Annotated in this window: 24 protein-coding genes; 1 reads left to right on the forward strand and 23 read right to left on the reverse strand. The window is 51.8% G+C overall.

Features of this window, described 5'->3' with window-relative positions; genetic code table 11:
• Positions 1-122 precede the first annotated feature (122 nt).
• Positions 123-857 carry a ComF family protein gene (locus tag NFC81_RS16015; protein ID WP_370529913.1) on the forward strand — a complete coding sequence of 245 codons (735 nt, stop codon included), beginning with the start codon at positions 123-125 and terminating at the stop codon, positions 855-857.
• On the opposite strand, the gene NFC81_RS13700 is transcribed toward NFC81_RS16015, so the two are convergent.
• The 23 genes from NFC81_RS13700 to rplV all read right to left on the reverse strand — a co-directional run bounded on the left by NFC81_RS13700 (position 754) and on the right by rplV (position 12,178).
• Positions 754-1,443, reverse strand: coding sequence for a hypothetical protein (locus NFC81_RS13700; protein ID WP_304995044.1), 690 nt, complete (start codon positions 1,441-1,443; stop codon positions 754-756). The two genes, NFC81_RS16015 and NFC81_RS13700, sit on opposite strands and share 104 nt — an antisense overlap.
• A 172-nt stretch (positions 1,444-1,615) precedes the next feature.
• Positions 1,616-2,014 (reverse strand): 50S ribosomal protein L17, encoded by a 399-nt coding sequence (rplQ, locus tag NFC81_RS13705; RefSeq protein ID WP_304995045.1) that lies wholly within the window; start codon positions 2,012-2,014, stop codon positions 1,616-1,618.
• Between the two features lie 25 nt (positions 2,015-2,039).
• Entirely contained in the window at positions 2,040-3,041 is a 1,002-nt protein-coding gene (rpoA, locus tag NFC81_RS13710) for a DNA-directed RNA polymerase subunit alpha (protein WP_304995046.1), read from the reverse strand.
• 27 nt (positions 3,042-3,068) lie between these two features.
• Positions 3,069-3,689: a 30S ribosomal protein S4 gene (gene rpsD, locus NFC81_RS13715; protein WP_304995047.1), complete on the reverse strand. Its 621-nt coding sequence runs from the start codon at positions 3,687-3,689 to the stop codon at positions 3,069-3,071.
• Between the two features lie 15 nt (positions 3,690-3,704).
• Positions 3,705-4,097 carry a 30S ribosomal protein S11 gene (gene rpsK, locus NFC81_RS13720; protein WP_304995048.1) on the reverse strand — a complete coding sequence of 131 codons (393 nt, stop codon included), beginning with the start codon at positions 4,095-4,097 and terminating at the stop codon, positions 3,705-3,707.
• Positions 4,098-4,126: 29 nt separating this feature from the next.
• The gene (rpsM, locus tag NFC81_RS13725; RefSeq protein ID WP_304995049.1) at positions 4,127-4,483 is read right to left on the reverse strand and encodes a 30S ribosomal protein S13; all 357 of its coding nucleotides are present in this window, start codon (positions 4,481-4,483) and stop codon (positions 4,127-4,129) included.
• A gap of 120 nt (positions 4,484-4,603) precedes the next feature.
• On the reverse strand, positions 4,604-4,717 hold the full coding sequence (rpmJ, locus tag NFC81_RS13730; RefSeq protein ID WP_084649374.1) for a 50S ribosomal protein L36: 114 nt from the start codon (positions 4,715-4,717) through the stop codon (positions 4,604-4,606).
• Positions 4,718-4,743: 26 nt separating this feature from the next.
• Positions 4,744-6,075 (reverse strand): preprotein translocase subunit SecY, encoded by a 1,332-nt coding sequence (secY, locus tag NFC81_RS13735; RefSeq protein WP_304995050.1) that lies wholly within the window; start codon positions 6,073-6,075, stop codon positions 4,744-4,746.
• A 1-nt stretch (position 6,076) separates the two neighbouring features.
• The gene (rplO, locus tag NFC81_RS13740) at positions 6,077-6,511 is read right to left on the reverse strand and encodes a 50S ribosomal protein L15 (RefSeq protein ID WP_304995051.1); all 435 of its coding nucleotides are present in this window, start codon (positions 6,509-6,511) and stop codon (positions 6,077-6,079) included.
• Positions 6,512-6,513: 2 nt separating this feature from the next.
• Positions 6,514-6,699, reverse strand: a complete 186-nt coding sequence (rpmD, locus tag NFC81_RS13745; RefSeq protein WP_304995052.1) for a 50S ribosomal protein L30 — start codon at positions 6,697-6,699, stop codon at positions 6,514-6,516.
• Between the two features lie 3 nt (positions 6,700-6,702).
• Positions 6,703-7,206, reverse strand: coding sequence for a 30S ribosomal protein S5 (rpsE, locus tag NFC81_RS13750; protein WP_304995053.1), 504 nt, complete (start codon positions 7,204-7,206; stop codon positions 6,703-6,705).
• A gap of 8 nt (positions 7,207-7,214) precedes the next feature.
• On the reverse strand, positions 7,215-7,565 hold the full coding sequence (rplR, locus tag NFC81_RS13755) for a 50S ribosomal protein L18 (RefSeq protein WP_304995054.1): 351 nt from the start codon (positions 7,563-7,565) through the stop codon (positions 7,215-7,217).
• A 16-nt stretch (positions 7,566-7,581) separates the two neighbouring features.
• The gene (gene rplF / locus NFC81_RS13760; protein WP_304995055.1) at positions 7,582-8,115 is read right to left on the reverse strand and encodes a 50S ribosomal protein L6; all 534 of its coding nucleotides are present in this window, start codon (positions 8,113-8,115) and stop codon (positions 7,582-7,584) included.
• Between the two features lie 12 nt (positions 8,116-8,127).
• A complete protein-coding gene (gene rpsH, locus NFC81_RS13765; RefSeq protein ID WP_304995056.1) occupies positions 8,128-8,520 on the reverse strand; it encodes a 30S ribosomal protein S8 in 393 nt (130 codons plus the stop codon).
• A gap of 100 nt (positions 8,521-8,620) precedes the next feature.
• Complete coding sequence (gene rpsN, locus NFC81_RS13770; protein WP_304995057.1) at positions 8,621-8,926, reverse strand: 30S ribosomal protein S14; 306 nt, start codon at positions 8,924-8,926, stop codon at positions 8,621-8,623.
• Positions 8,927-8,948: 22 nt separating this feature from the next.
• Positions 8,949-9,488, reverse strand: coding sequence for a 50S ribosomal protein L5 (gene rplE / locus NFC81_RS13775; protein WP_304995058.1), 540 nt, complete (start codon positions 9,486-9,488; stop codon positions 8,949-8,951).
• 13 nt (positions 9,489-9,501) lie between these two features.
• The gene (gene rplX / locus NFC81_RS13780) at positions 9,502-9,831 is read right to left on the reverse strand and encodes a 50S ribosomal protein L24 (RefSeq protein WP_304995059.1); all 330 of its coding nucleotides are present in this window, start codon (positions 9,829-9,831) and stop codon (positions 9,502-9,504) included.
• Between the two features lie 37 nt (positions 9,832-9,868).
• Positions 9,869-10,237, reverse strand: a complete 369-nt coding sequence (rplN, locus tag NFC81_RS13785; protein WP_304995060.1) for a 50S ribosomal protein L14 — start codon at positions 10,235-10,237, stop codon at positions 9,869-9,871.
• Positions 10,238-10,273: 36 nt separating this feature from the next.
• Positions 10,274-10,534, reverse strand: coding sequence for a 30S ribosomal protein S17 (rpsQ, locus tag NFC81_RS13790; protein ID WP_304995061.1), 261 nt, complete (start codon positions 10,532-10,534; stop codon positions 10,274-10,276).
• A 1-nt stretch (position 10,535) separates the two neighbouring features.
• Complete coding sequence (rpmC, locus tag NFC81_RS13795; RefSeq protein WP_304996987.1) at positions 10,536-10,727, reverse strand: 50S ribosomal protein L29; 192 nt, start codon at positions 10,725-10,727, stop codon at positions 10,536-10,538.
• Positions 10,727-11,140: a 50S ribosomal protein L16 gene (gene rplP / locus NFC81_RS13800; RefSeq protein WP_304995062.1), complete on the reverse strand. Its 414-nt coding sequence runs from the start codon at positions 11,138-11,140 to the stop codon at positions 10,727-10,729. Before rplP ends, rpmC begins: the two co-directional genes overlap by 1 nt.
• Positions 11,141-11,150: 10 nt before the next feature.
• Positions 11,151-11,834, reverse strand: coding sequence for a 30S ribosomal protein S3 (gene rpsC / locus NFC81_RS13805; protein ID WP_304995063.1), 684 nt, complete (start codon positions 11,832-11,834; stop codon positions 11,151-11,153).
• Positions 11,835-11,848: 14 nt separating this feature from the next.
• A complete protein-coding gene (gene rplV / locus NFC81_RS13810; RefSeq protein ID WP_304995064.1) occupies positions 11,849-12,178 on the reverse strand; it encodes a 50S ribosomal protein L22 in 330 nt (109 codons plus the stop codon).
• Positions 12,179-12,186: the final 8 nt, after the last annotated feature.

Genomic DNA, 12,186 nt, shown 5'->3' on the forward strand with positions numbered 1-12,186 from the left:
TTTGCCGCTAGTGTAAGGATTACACCGCCGCCATCAACAAAGGGACAGATTCATTGTTTATATTTGATCGTTTTTTATCCTGCTCAACACAACTCTTTGGCATCAGTTGCCCGCTCTGCGGCATGCCCGGCCCTTATCATCGCTTTTGTTCAGCGTGCGCGACCGATCTGCTCGCCCACTCGACGAGCTGTCGCCAGTGCGGCACGCCGGTCGCTGCCGCACAACTTATCTGCGGTCGCTGCCTGCAGAGCCGTCAACACTATGAGCAGCTCATAGTGGTCGCTGATTTCTTGGGTCCATGGGCGAGCTTGATCAAAGCCCTGAAATACCAACATCGCCTGAGCCTTGCACCGGCCTTAGCAAACCTACTCGTCAGGCGCCTGCAGACCAGGCAAGGAGACGAGGAATATTGGTGTCAATGGCAGGTTATCGGGATGCCAATGCATCGCCAGCGGCTAGGGCGACGCGGCTTCAATCAAGCAGAAATATTGGGTCGTTTGATTGCCAAGGCGCTACAGGCTCGATACGCAGAACCTGTAAAGCGCGTACGCAATACACAGGCGCTTGAAGCCCTCACTCGCCGAGAGCGTGCCCGAGCGGTCAGAGGGGCCTTTACCTGTCGCCCCATCAGCGGGAATTGGCTGATTGTCGATGATGTATTTACCACCGGTGCCAGCGTAAATGAACTAGCCGCTGAACTCCGAGGCGCCGGCGCCCAACGAGTGATGGTTGCCGCACTCGCGCGGACACCGATCAGCGGAGATAATCAAAACAACTGGCTGGGCTCGGTATTTGGTGACACTCCGGCCGCAATGGACGAGACAAATAGCCCGCCACCGACCGCCAAAATGTCGTGACCTCACCGTCATCATTGGTAACGTCTTGGCGCACCGAGACCGCCGCGACACGGTTGTCGACAAAACCAAAGGCGACGCCTTCGCCTTCACGGAAATAATAGAATTCCCAAGCTTCATCGGTGCCCAAACGATCAAGCAACTCCCGGGTACGGGTGCTCGTCATACGTCGATCATGGAGCACCTGGTCACGCCCGTACAGCTCGGTAACTTGGGCTCGCGTAGCGCCTTCACCGACCAACCGTACTTTGCCTCGTAACAGTGAGGTATCGTCGTCGATATCAACAAGCCCACCGAAAATCCAGCCAACCAAGCCACTGTTAGTGCGCACTTGCAAAAAAGGCGCAGTGACGCGCTGGCCACGCAAGGTCACCGTAGTCGGCTCGACGGTGTACTCGCCCAAAAACACCAAATGATCGTATTCATCCAGTGTGGCTAAGACTCGAGAGCCTTGCCATGGATCCTCACGCAGTATCGCACTGGTTGCAGTTACCCGTAGTGACTCACCAACCATGTACTGAACCGCAGAACTCGCCCCCGCCAACAGAAGAAGACAGACCGCCAGTATGCCGCATGTGCATCTTTGCATGACCATTTTCCTCAGATAATTCAATCACATATTCCCGATTATGACATGTAAGACAGTATACGACGAATTCTAGCGATGGGATGACAATTTGGGCAATAACAACTGTATGCCAGCCCATTTATCGTAGGCGAAAAAAAAGCCGCTATTGCGGCTTTTTCGGGTTAAGCGAAGCTTATGCTTCTTCGGCGTCTACTTCTGTCGCCGCGTCCGATACCGGACGATCAACCAATTCTACGTAGGCCATAGGCGCGTTATCACCAGCACGGAAACCGCACTTCAGGATACGTACATAGCCACCTGGACGGCTCTCGTAACGAGGACCCAGGTCAGTGAACAATTTACCTACCGCGTCTTTAGAACGCAGACGGTCAAAAGCGAAGCGACGGTTTGCAACCGAATCCACTTTTGCCTTGGTAATCAATGGCTCGGCCACAGAGCGAAGTTCTTTCGCCTTAGGCAGAGTCGTTTTAATCAATTCATGCTCGAACAGTGCAATGGTCAAGTTTTGCAGCATCGCTTTACGATGCGAACTGTTGCGATTGAATTTACGGCCAGCTTTACGATGACGCATGACTCAATTCCTTACAAATTCGTTGTTAACCCAGAACCTTGTCGTCGTTCTTGAGGCTAGCCGGTGGCCAGCTCTCCAACACCATACCCAGGGACAGACCTTTAGAGGCCAATACATCTTTGATTTCGGTCAAAGATTTTTTACCCAGGTTAGGCGTCTTCAGCAATTCGACTTCGGTACGCTGGATGAGATCACCAATGTAATAGATGTTTTCAGCTTTCAGGCAGTTCGCAGAACGCACAGTCAGCTCCAGATCATCAACCGGACGCAGCAAGATTGGATCGATACGATCTTCTTCCTTCTCCGGCTCTTTCTGCGCTTCAGACTGCAGGTCAACGAACGACGACAGCTGGTGTTGCAGAATGGTTGCGGCAAAACGAATCGCTTCTTCTGGCTCGATGGTGCCATTAGACTCGATGTCCAATGTTAACTTATCGAGGTCAGTACGCTGCTCTACACGGGCAGAGTCAACGTTGTAAGCGATACGCACCACTGGACTGAACGATGCATCCAATTGCAGTTTGCCGACTGCACGCGACTCTTCATCTGGTGAAAAGCGCGATTCGGCAGTCTGGTAACCACGGCCGCTGACGACACGCAGTGTCATGCTCAGTGAACCGCTGTCCGCCAACGTGGCGATCACGTGATCTGGGTTGGCAATTTCCACCCCATGATCCAGTTGGATATCGCCCGCGGTGATTACGCCCTTGCCTGCTTTTTTCAAAGTCAGGGTGGCTTCGTCACGGTCATGCAATTTGATTGCTACGCCTTTCAGGTTTAACAAGATGTCCAAGACATCTTCTTTTACACCTTCAACGGCGCTGTACTCGTGCAGTACGCCTTCGATTTCCACCTCGACGATGGCTGCACCGGGCAGCGAAGACAGCAGAATACGACGCAGAGCACTACCCAGCGTATGACCAAAGCCACGCTCCAGGGGTTCTAAAACCACCTTGGCCCGTGTTGGCGATATCTCCTGTACCTCGATGTGTCGCGGAATGAGAAAGTCGTTGATAAAACGCTGCATAGATGCCCCTACCTTTAAGCACACTTATTACTTGGAATACAGTTCCACGATCAGGTTTTCATTGATGTCCGCAGAAAGATCTGAACGCTCAGGACGGTTTTTAAACACGCCTGACATCTTCTTGGCATCAACTTCAATCCAAGCGACCGGGGCACGTGAACCCGCCAAATCCAGAGCGCCTTTAATGCGCAACTGAGCCTGACTTTTCTCACGTACTGCCACTACGTCACCAGGGCGTACCTGATAGGAAGGAATATTCACCAGTTGACCGTTAACTTCGATCGCCTTGTGGCTGACCAGCTGACGTGATTCTGAACGCGTTGAGCCATAGCCCATGCGGTAAACCACGTTATCCAGACGACCTTCCAGCAATTGCAGCAGGTTTTCACCGGTAGCGCCTTTCTTAGCCGCTGCCGCTTTGTAATAGTTACGAAACTGCTTTTCCAGGATGCCGTAGATACGACGTACTTTCTGCTTTTCACGCAGCTGTAGGCCGTAATCTGACAACCGGCCACGACGTGCGCCATGCACACCAGGAGCTGTTTCGAGTTTACATTTCGTATCCAGTGAACGAACACCGCTCTTCAGGAACAGATCTGTGCCTTCACGACGTGCCAGTTTACACGTAGGGCCAATATATCTTGCCATCTCTCTGTACCCTCCTTACACGCGACGTTTTTTGGGTGGACGACAGCCGTTATGTGGAATCGGCGTTACATCTGTAATGTTGTTGATCTTGAAGCCGCAGGCGTTCAATGCGCGCACTGCCGATTCACGACCCGGTCCGGGACCCTTAACCTCGACGTCGAGGTTTTTCACGCCATACTCTTGTGCGGCAACACCGGCACGTTCAGCAGCTACCTGAGCAGCGAAAGGAGTACTTTTGCGAGATCCACGGAAACCGGAGCCGCCGGACGTCGCCCAACTCAGGGCGTTTCCTTGGCGATCCGTAATGGTCACGATGGTGTTGTTGAAAGAAGCAAAGATGTGGGCGATGCCATCACCAATCTGCTTTTTCACCTTCTTACGTGACTTGTTCGTACCTGGCTTAGCCATCTTCGATTTCCTGTCAATAATTCGGTTAATTAACGTTTAATAGGCTTGCGCGGTCCCTTACGAGTCCGAGCATTCGTTTTTGTACGCTGACCGCGCAGCGGCAAGCTGCGGCGGTGGCGAATACCGCGGTAGCAACCCAGATCCATCAATCGCTTGATGTTCATCTGGACTTCACGCCGCAGGTCACCTTCAACCGCGTATTTAGCGACTTCATTACGAACTACGTCGAGTTCGTCTTCAGATAGGTCGCCAATCTTGCGGGTTGGCTGAATACCTGATGCTTCGCAGATGCTACGTGCAGTTGTCCGCCCAATACCAAAAATGTATGTGAGCGAAATCGCAGCATGCTTGGCGTCAGGAATGTTAACGCCGGCAATACGTGCCATGTGTTTACTCCGTTTGCAAAGTTGTGAGCACGATTTGTGCTAGAGGTTCACTGATACGAAGGGCGCAGAAGAATAGCGCCTGCTTAGCAAAAAAGCAAGCGCTGTTCTTCAATGCTTATCTTATCCTTGGCGCTGTTTGTGCTTAGGATCTGTACAAATCACTCGTACGGCACCATTACGACGAATGATTTTGCAGTTGCGACAAATCTTCTTAACAGATGCGCGAACTTTCATGATTATCTCCCGATGGCCAACAGTACTTAACGACTGTAGCCTTTCAAATTAGCCTTTTTCATAAGTGACGAGTACTGGTGCGACATCAGGTGAGACTGGACCTGAGACATAAAGTCCATGACCACTACCACCACGATGAGCAACGACGTGCCACCGAATAAAAACGGTGCGCCTGCAGCCTGAACCAGGCCCTGTGGTACCAAAGACACCACGGCAATATAACCCGCACCGAACAGCGTGAGACGAGCCGATACCCCATCTACGTAACGCGCAGTCTGCTCACCAGGACGAATTCCGGGAACAAACGCACCGCTGCGCTTCAGGTTTTCTGCAACGTCTTTAGGGTTGAACGTTACTGCGGTATAGAAGTAGCAGAAAAACACGACCGCTATAGTAAACAGTAAGTAGTACAGTGGCTGGCCAGGACTGAGGTAAACCATCATGTCCGCCAACCAACCTGCATTTTCACTCTGACCAAACCAGGTACCAATGGACGCTGGAAAGATCAGCAGGCTAGATGCGAAGATCGGCGGAATAACGCCCGCCATGTTGATCTTCAACGGCAGATGGCTGGTTTGCGCCGCAAATACCTTACGACCCTGCTGACGCTTGGCGTAGTTGATGGTGATCTTACGCTGACCGCGTTCGATAAATACCACCAAGGCGACCACGGCAATCGCAAATACACCGATTGCCAACAGCAGCAAGATATTCAGCTCGCCCTGCCGCGCCGACTCGAACGATTGTCCGAATGCCGCTGGCAGGCTGGCTACGATACCTGCGAAGATCAACAGTGAGATGCCGTTACCGACGCCGCGCTCTGTAATCTGCTCACCCAACCACATCATAAACATGGTGCCTGACGTTAACGTCACCATACCCACAAAATAGAAGTTCCACGGTACCGCACCAGCACCATCGGTGAAGGCAATACCCTGACTGGCCAAACCAACGGTTATGGCAAGTGACTGAATGATGGCCAGCACCAAGGTACCGTACCGAGTGTATTGGCTCATCTTACGACGACCCGCCTCACCTTCTTTCTTCAGCTGTTCTATATGCGGGCTGACCACCGTGAGCAGCTGCATAATGATCGACGCCGAGATATACGGCATGATACCCAATGCAAAAATACTCATCCGCTCAAGAGCACCCCCTGAGAACATGTTAAACATGCTCAGAATGGTGTCCCGGTTGCGCTCAAAGAGCGCCGCCAGTTGATCTGGATTAATTCCCGGTACCGGTATATGCGCACCGATGCGATATACCAGTATGGCGAGGAGCACGAAAAGTAAGCGTGAGCCTAGCTCACCCATACCTTTCTGTGCGCCAGCCGGCAGTGCACCTTGTTTAGTCACGTTACGCCTCTACTTTTCCGCCCGCTGCTTCGATGGCCTTTTTGGCACCTTCGGTCACGTTCAGACCTTTAATCGTTACAGCGCGATTGATTTCGCCGGAGTTGATGACCTTGACCACTTTAATGCTACGCGTCACCACGTTGGCATCTTGCAGTGCTTTCAGATCTACTACGTCGCCTTCAACTTTCGCCAGCTCGTGCAAACGGATTTCCGAACGCACTGCTTGCTTACGAGAAGTGAAACCAAATTTTGGCAGACGACGCTGCAAAGGCATCTGACCGCCTTCAAAACCTGGCTTAACGCCGCCGCCTGAACGCGACTTCTGGCCTTTGTGACCACGACCACCGGTCTTACCCAGACCGCTACCAATGCCACGACCAACCCGCTTAGGGCTCTGTTTCGCGCCAGCAGCAGGACTCAGTTCATTCAAATGCATGACTATTCCCCTACTACACGGACCATGTAGTTAACTTTGTTAATCATCCCGCGAACAGAAGGAGTGTCTTCCAGTTCACGAACTTGGCCGATCTTACGCAGACCCAGACCCTGTACACACAATTTGTGCTTCGGCAGAGTCGCAATCGGGCTACGAAACAATTCAACTTTCAATGTCTTCTTAGCCATGATTTACCCCAGAATTTCGTCTACAGACTTGCCACGCTTAGCGGCAATTTCTTCCGGTGCACGCATAGCGCTCAGACCTTTGATGGTCGCCCGCACAACGTTAACCGGGTTCGTAGAACCGTAGCACTTAGCCAGTACGTTCTGTACACCGGCAATTTCCAGCACCGCACGCATCGCACCGCCGGCAATGATACCTGTACCTTCAGAGGCAGGCTGCATATACACTTTAGCGGCACCGTGACGGGCCTTAACCGGGTACTGCAACGTTGTGCCGTCCAGGTCGATAGTAACTACGTTGCGGCGTGCCGCATCCATAGCCTTTTGAATTGCCGCAGGTACTTCTTTCGCTTTACCGCGACCGAAGCCCACTTTACCTTTACCGTCGCCTACCACAGTCAAGGCGGTGAAGCCGAATACACGACCACCCTTGACCACTTTGGCAACGCGGTTCACTTGAACCAATTTTTCCTGCAGTTCTACAGACTGCTGCTGATCTACGTTCGCCATACTCACCTCTAGAACTGTAATCCACCTTCGCGGGCTGCATCAGCCAGTGCTTTCACACGGCCGTGATATTTGAAGCCGGAGCGATCGAAAGCTACGCTTTCAACGCCAGCCGCCTTGGCACGTGATGCAATCAGCTGACCGACTTTGGTCGCTGCGTCCACGTTACCGGTTGCGCCACTGCGCAGATCCGTGTCCAGTGTTGAAGCACTGGCCAGCACTTTAGCGCCATCAGGTGAAATTACCTGTGCGTAAATGTGCCGAGGTGTGCGATGAATGCACAGGCGATTAACGCCGAGTTCACGAATTTTCATCCGACTACGACGAGCACGGCGAATACGAGATTGCTTTTTAGCGTCCATAATGATGCCCTACCCCTTACTTCTTCTTGGTTTCTTTACGGCGAACCTGCTCACCCGCGTAACGAACACCTTTGCCTTTATAAGGCTCTGGCGCACGGAAAGCACGGATTTCGGCTGCCACCTGACCGACCTGTTGCTTGTCTACACCGGTCACTACTACTTCCGTCTGGGTCGGCGTTTCCGCAGTGACACCTTCTGGCAGTTCATAGTCGATCGGGTGAGAGAAGCCCAAAGTCAGGTTCAACGTACGGCCATTGGCTTTAGCGCGGTAACCGACGCCATTCAGCTGCAGACGCTTTTCAAAGCCCTGACTGACACCAATAACCATGTTGTTCACCAGAGAACGGGTAGTTCCGGCCATGGCACGCGACTGCTTCGCGCCATCATTGGCGGAAACAGACAAAATTCCAGCGTCTTCTTTAACGCTGACAGTAGGGTGCAGATTCAGCGTAAGCTGACCTTTGCCGCCCTTTACAGTAACAATGCCGTTGGCAATTTTTACATCAACGCCGCCAGGCACAACTACTGGTTGATTAGCTATTCGAGACATCGTAAAACCCCCTTAGAATACTTCGCAGATGATCTCACCACCGATACCGGCCTTACGGGCGGCGCGATCGGTCATAATACCCTGCGAGGTGGAGACGATGGATACACCTAAACCGGCAGACACCTTAGTCAGCTCTTCAGTACCACGGTACTGACGCAGACCAGGACGGCTAACGCGCTTGATGCTCTCGATAACAGGCTGGCCTTTATAGTATTTCAGGGCCACTGTTAATTCAGGCTTTACGTCTGCTGAAACTTCAACAGAGGCCAAATAGCCTTCTGCGATCAGTACATCAGCAACCGCTTTTTTCAGCTTGGAAGCAGGCATGGTAACTGTTTGCTTACCAGCTTGCTGCCCGTTGCGAATACGCGTAAACATATCCGCCAACGTATCTTGCATACTCATTGGATTTACCTCACTCATGTGCAGCAGGGCTTAAACCCTGTTCTCTGGCTGTTAAAAACCAGAAAACAGGGCGTTCAGCCCTGCTTATCGATTCGCTGTTTTACCAGCTTGCTTTTTTCAGGCCGGGTACATTACCACGCATTGTGTGCGCGCGCAGCATGTTTCGACTTAAACCGAACTTACGATAAACGCCGTGAGGACGACCGGTCAGCTGGCAGCGACGCTGCTGGCGGACTGGACTCGCATCACGTGGCAGTTTCTGCAACGCAATTTGAGCTTCCCAACGTTCTTCGTCAGAACTGTTTGGACTATTAATTACTGCTTTAAGGGCAGCACGTTTCTCAGCGAACTTAGCAACCAGTTTGGCGCGTTTCGCTTCGCGTGCCTTCATGCTCTCTTTTGCCATATCAGCTCTCCAGCTCCGTAGCTTAGTTGCGGAATGGGAAGGACAGGGCTTTCAGCAAAGCGCGGCCTTCGTCATTAGTACGGGCAGTAGTCGTGATGGTGATGTCTAATCCACGCAGCTTGTCTACTTTGTCGTACTCAATTTCCGGGAAGATGATCTGCTCACGCACACCCATGCTGTAGTTACCACGGCCATCAAACGACTTAGGATTGATACCTCGGAAGTCACGTACACGTGGCAGTGAGATGTCGACCAGGCGATCCAGAAATTCCCACATACGCTCAGCGCGCAGGGTCACTTTGGCACCAATCGGCCAGCCTTCACGAATCTTAAAGCCTGCAATAGACTTACGTGCTTTCGTGACAACAGCCTTCTGACCAGAAATTGCTTCCAGGTCAGCGATCGCATTTTCGATCTGCTTCTTATCACCAATCGCTTCACCCACACCCATATTCAGAGTGATCTTGGTGACGCGTGGTACTTCCATGACGTTTTTGTAGCCAAACTCTTTGGTCAGAGCAGGCATAACGTCAGATTTGTACAATGCTTTTAATCTTGACATATCCGTTCCGCCCCTACTCTTCAATCTGCTGGCTAGTGGACTTGAAGAAACGAACCTTACGACCGTCTTCCAGCGTCTTGAAACCAACACGGTCACCTTTATTGGTTTCCGGATTGAAAATAGCTACGTTGGAAGCTGCGATCGGCAGTTCTTTCTCGACAATGCCGCCCTGAACGTTGGCTTGCGGGTTTGGCTTCTGGTGCTTCTTCACCTTGTTGATGCCAGACACCACGAACTTGTCGCCCTTACGCTCAGTCTTTACAACTTTGGTGATTTTGCCACGCTTGCCTTTGTCTTTACCGGCAATAACGATGACTTCGTCACCTGTTTTAAGCTTTCTCATCTTTCCTCCACTTCCTGCTACCGTCTAGTACTGTGAATTACAGTACTTCCGGCGCCAGGGAAATGATCTTCATGAATTTTTCAGTTCGCAGTTCACGCGTTACCGGTCCGAAAATACGGGTGCCGATAGGCGCTTGGTTGGCGTTCAGCAATACTGCTGAATTGGTGTCGAAGCGGATCACAGATCCGTCAGGACGACGCACGCCTTTTCTAGTACGAACTACCACAGCATTCATGACCTGACCTTTTTTGACCTTACCGCGCGGAATTGCTTCCTTCACGGAGACCTTGATCAGATCACCAATTCTTGCATACCGACGGTGAGAACCACCCAGTACCTTGATGCATTGAACACGTTTGGCACCGCTGTTGTCCGCTACGTCGAGTATCGTTTGTGTTTGAATCATCTTACAAACTCCCCAGACACTGAGTCACAACCAGCCTTACAGGCTGGTTGCACGCTCAACGATGTTTACCAAAGTCCAAGTCTTCTGCTTGGAATACGGACGCGACTCCCGAATCGTGACAACGTCGCCTGACTGGCATTCATTGTTTTCATCGTGCGCATGTAACTTAGTAGAACGCTTCATGATCTTCCCGTACACAGGGTGCTTCACGCTGCGCTCAACCAGAACAGTAATGGTCTTGTCAGCTTTGTTGCTAACAACCTGACCGGTTACTGTACGAGCATTAGTTTCTGACATTTTACGCTCCCACCTTCTCGTGCAGTACGGTCTTGACACGAGCAATATCTTTACGCACGACGTTCAGAAGGTGATTCTGAGCCAGTTGGCCAGTGGCCTTCTGCATACGGTACTTGAATTGGTCGTGAAGCAAGTCCAGCAGCTGCTGGTTCAGTTCTTCAACTGACTTCTCACGGATTTCTTTAGCTTTCATCACATCACCGTCCGTTTGATAAATACGGTTGGCACAGGCAACTTAGCAGCGGCAAGCGAAAATGCTTCACGCGCCAGCTCTTCTGATACGCCTTCCATTTCATACAGGACCTTGCCAGGTTTAATCTGAGCAACCCAGTATTCAACGTTACCCTTACCTTTACCCATCCGCACCTCAAGAGGCTTTTTGGAGATCGGCTTGTCAGGGAAAACACGAATCCAGATTTTACCGCCCCGCTTAACCTTACGAGTCATCGCACGACGCGCTGCCTCGATTTGGCGAGAGGTGATCCGGCCACGGCCCGTTGACTTCAGAGCGTACTCGCCGAAACTGACCTTGCTACCGCGCAAAGCCAGACCGCGGTTACGGCCCTTCTGCATCTTTCTAAATTTGGTACGTTTTGGCTGTAACATGACCTACTCCTTACCGAGCTGCTTTCTTCTTAGGTGCTTTTTCCTGTGCGCGCACTTCTTCAATGCCGCCCAGAACTTCACCTTTGAAGATCCACACTTTGATACCCAGGATACCGTAGGTGGTCTGTGCTTCGATGTTTGCGTAGTCGATATCGGCACGCAAAGTATGCAAAGGCACACGACCCTCGCGGTACCATTCGGTACGCGCGATTTCAGCTCCGCCCAAACGCCCACCAACCTGGATCTTCACGCCCTTAGCACCGGCACGCATAGCGTTCTGTACCGCACGCTTCATAGCGCGACGAAACATTACACGACGTTCCAACTGACTGGCTACGTTCTGACCTACCAGGACAGCGTCCAGGTCTGGCTTGCGAATTTCTTCAATGTTGATGTGTACAGGAATGCCCATCATTTTGGACACTTCATTACGCAGCACTTCAACATCTTCGCCTTTCTTACCAATCACGATACCAGGACGGGCAGTGTGGATGGTGATCTTGGCGTTCTGTGCAGGGCGCTCGATGATAATCTTGCTCACTGACGCTTTCGCCAGCTTCCGCTCGAGATACTCACGCACCTGAATGTCATTTACCAATTTGTCGGCATAATCTTTGGATTCCGCGAACCACACAGAGCGGTGGTCTTTGGTGATCCCAAGGCGAATACCGGTTGGGTGAACTTTCTGACCCATCTGACCTTCTCCTGTTAATCCGCGACCTTGACGGTGATATGGCACGAACGCTTCAGGACGCGATCTGCGCGACCCTTGGCTCGTGGACGAATACGCTTCATCGTCATGCCTTCATCAACAAAAATTGTTGATACCTTCAGCTCGTCGATGTCAGCGCCATCATTGTGCTCGGCGTTCGCCACTGCACTCTCCAGCACCTTCTTAATGATCGCAGCACCTTTCTTAGGGCTGAAAGTGAGGATGTCTAATGCTTCCTCAACTTTCTTACCCCGGATGAGGTCTGCTACCAAACGGCCTTTCTGAGCAGACAGACGGGCACCACGCAATACAGCTTTAGTTTCCATTTTATCTA

The organism is Salinispirillum sp. LH 10-3-1 (genome assembly GCF_030643825.1).
Classification (GTDB): Bacteria; Pseudomonadota; Gammaproteobacteria; order Pseudomonadales; family Natronospirillaceae; genus Salinispirillum.

Excerpts from the sequence above, each read along its gene's own strand:
- rpsQ (WP_304995061.1), bottom strand. The coding sequence starts at position 10,534 with ATGTCAGAAACTAATGCTCGTACAGTAACCGGTCAGGTTGTTAGCAAC.
- rplO (WP_304995051.1), bottom strand. The coding sequence starts at position 6,511 with ATGCATTTGAATGAACTGAGTCCTGCTGCTGGCGCGAAACAGAGCCCT.
- rplR (WP_304995054.1), bottom strand. The coding sequence starts at position 7,565 with ATGGACGCTAAAAAGCAATCTCGTATTCGCCGTGCTCGTCGTAGTCGG.
- rplE (WP_304995058.1), bottom strand. The coding sequence starts at position 9,488 with ATGTCAAGATTAAAAGCATTGTACAAATCTGACGTTATGCCTGCTCTG.
- rpmC (WP_304996987.1), bottom strand. The coding sequence starts at position 10,727 with ATGAAAGCTAAAGAAATCCGTGAGAAGTCAGTTGAAGAACTGAACCAG.
- rplQ (WP_304995045.1), bottom strand. The coding sequence starts at position 2,014 with ATGCGTCATCGTAAAGCTGGCCGTAAATTCAATCGCAACAGTTCGCAT.
- rpoA (WP_304995046.1), bottom strand. The coding sequence starts at position 3,041 with ATGCAGCGTTTTATCAACGACTTTCTCATTCCGCGACACATCGAGGTA.
- rplF (WP_304995055.1), bottom strand. The coding sequence starts at position 8,115 with ATGTCTCGAATAGCTAATCAACCAGTAGTTGTGCCTGGCGGCGTTGAT.
- rpsM (WP_304995049.1), bottom strand. The coding sequence starts at position 4,483 with ATGGCACGTATTGCCGGCGTTAACATTCCTGACGCCAAGCATGCTGCG.
- rpsD (WP_304995047.1), bottom strand. The coding sequence starts at position 3,689 with ATGGCAAGATATATTGGCCCTACGTGTAAACTGGCACGTCGTGAAGGC.
- rpsH (WP_304995056.1), bottom strand. The coding sequence starts at position 8,520 with ATGAGTATGCAAGATACGTTGGCGGATATGTTTACGCGTATTCGCAAC.
- rplN (WP_304995060.1), bottom strand. The coding sequence starts at position 10,237 with ATGATTCAAACACAAACGATACTCGACGTAGCGGACAACAGCGGTGCC.
- NFC81_RS16015 (WP_370529913.1), top strand. The coding sequence starts at position 123 with ATGCCCGGCCCTTATCATCGCTTTTGTTCAGCGTGCGCGACCGATCTG.
- NFC81_RS13700 (WP_304995044.1), bottom strand. The coding sequence starts at position 1,443 with ATGCAAAGATGCACATGCGGCATACTGGCGGTCTGTCTTCTTCTGTTG.
- rplV (WP_304995064.1), bottom strand. The coding sequence starts at position 12,178 with ATGGAAACTAAAGCTGTATTGCGTGGTGCCCGTCTGTCTGCTCAGAAA.
- rplX (WP_304995059.1), bottom strand. The coding sequence starts at position 9,831 with ATGAGAAAGCTTAAAACAGGTGACGAAGTCATCGTTATTGCCGGTAAA.
- rpsE (WP_304995053.1), bottom strand. The coding sequence starts at position 7,206 with ATGGCGAACGTAGATCAGCAGCAGTCTGTAGAACTGCAGGAAAAATTG.
- rpmJ (WP_084649374.1), bottom strand. The coding sequence starts at position 4,717 with ATGAAAGTTCGCGCATCTGTTAAGAAGATTTGTCGCAACTGCAAAATC.
- rpsC (WP_304995063.1), bottom strand. The coding sequence starts at position 11,834 with ATGGGTCAGAAAGTTCACCCAACCGGTATTCGCCTTGGGATCACCAAA.
- rplP (WP_304995062.1), bottom strand. The coding sequence starts at position 11,140 with ATGTTACAGCCAAAACGTACCAAATTTAGAAAGATGCAGAAGGGCCGT.
- rpmD (WP_304995052.1), bottom strand. The coding sequence starts at position 6,699 with ATGGCTAAGAAGACATTGAAAGTTGAATTGTTTCGTAGCCCGATTGCG.
- rpsK (WP_304995048.1), bottom strand. The coding sequence starts at position 4,097 with ATGGCTAAGCCAGGTACGAACAAGTCACGTAAGAAGGTGAAAAAGCAG.
- rpsN (WP_304995057.1), bottom strand. The coding sequence starts at position 8,926 with ATGGCAAAAGAGAGCATGAAGGCACGCGAAGCGAAACGCGCCAAACTG.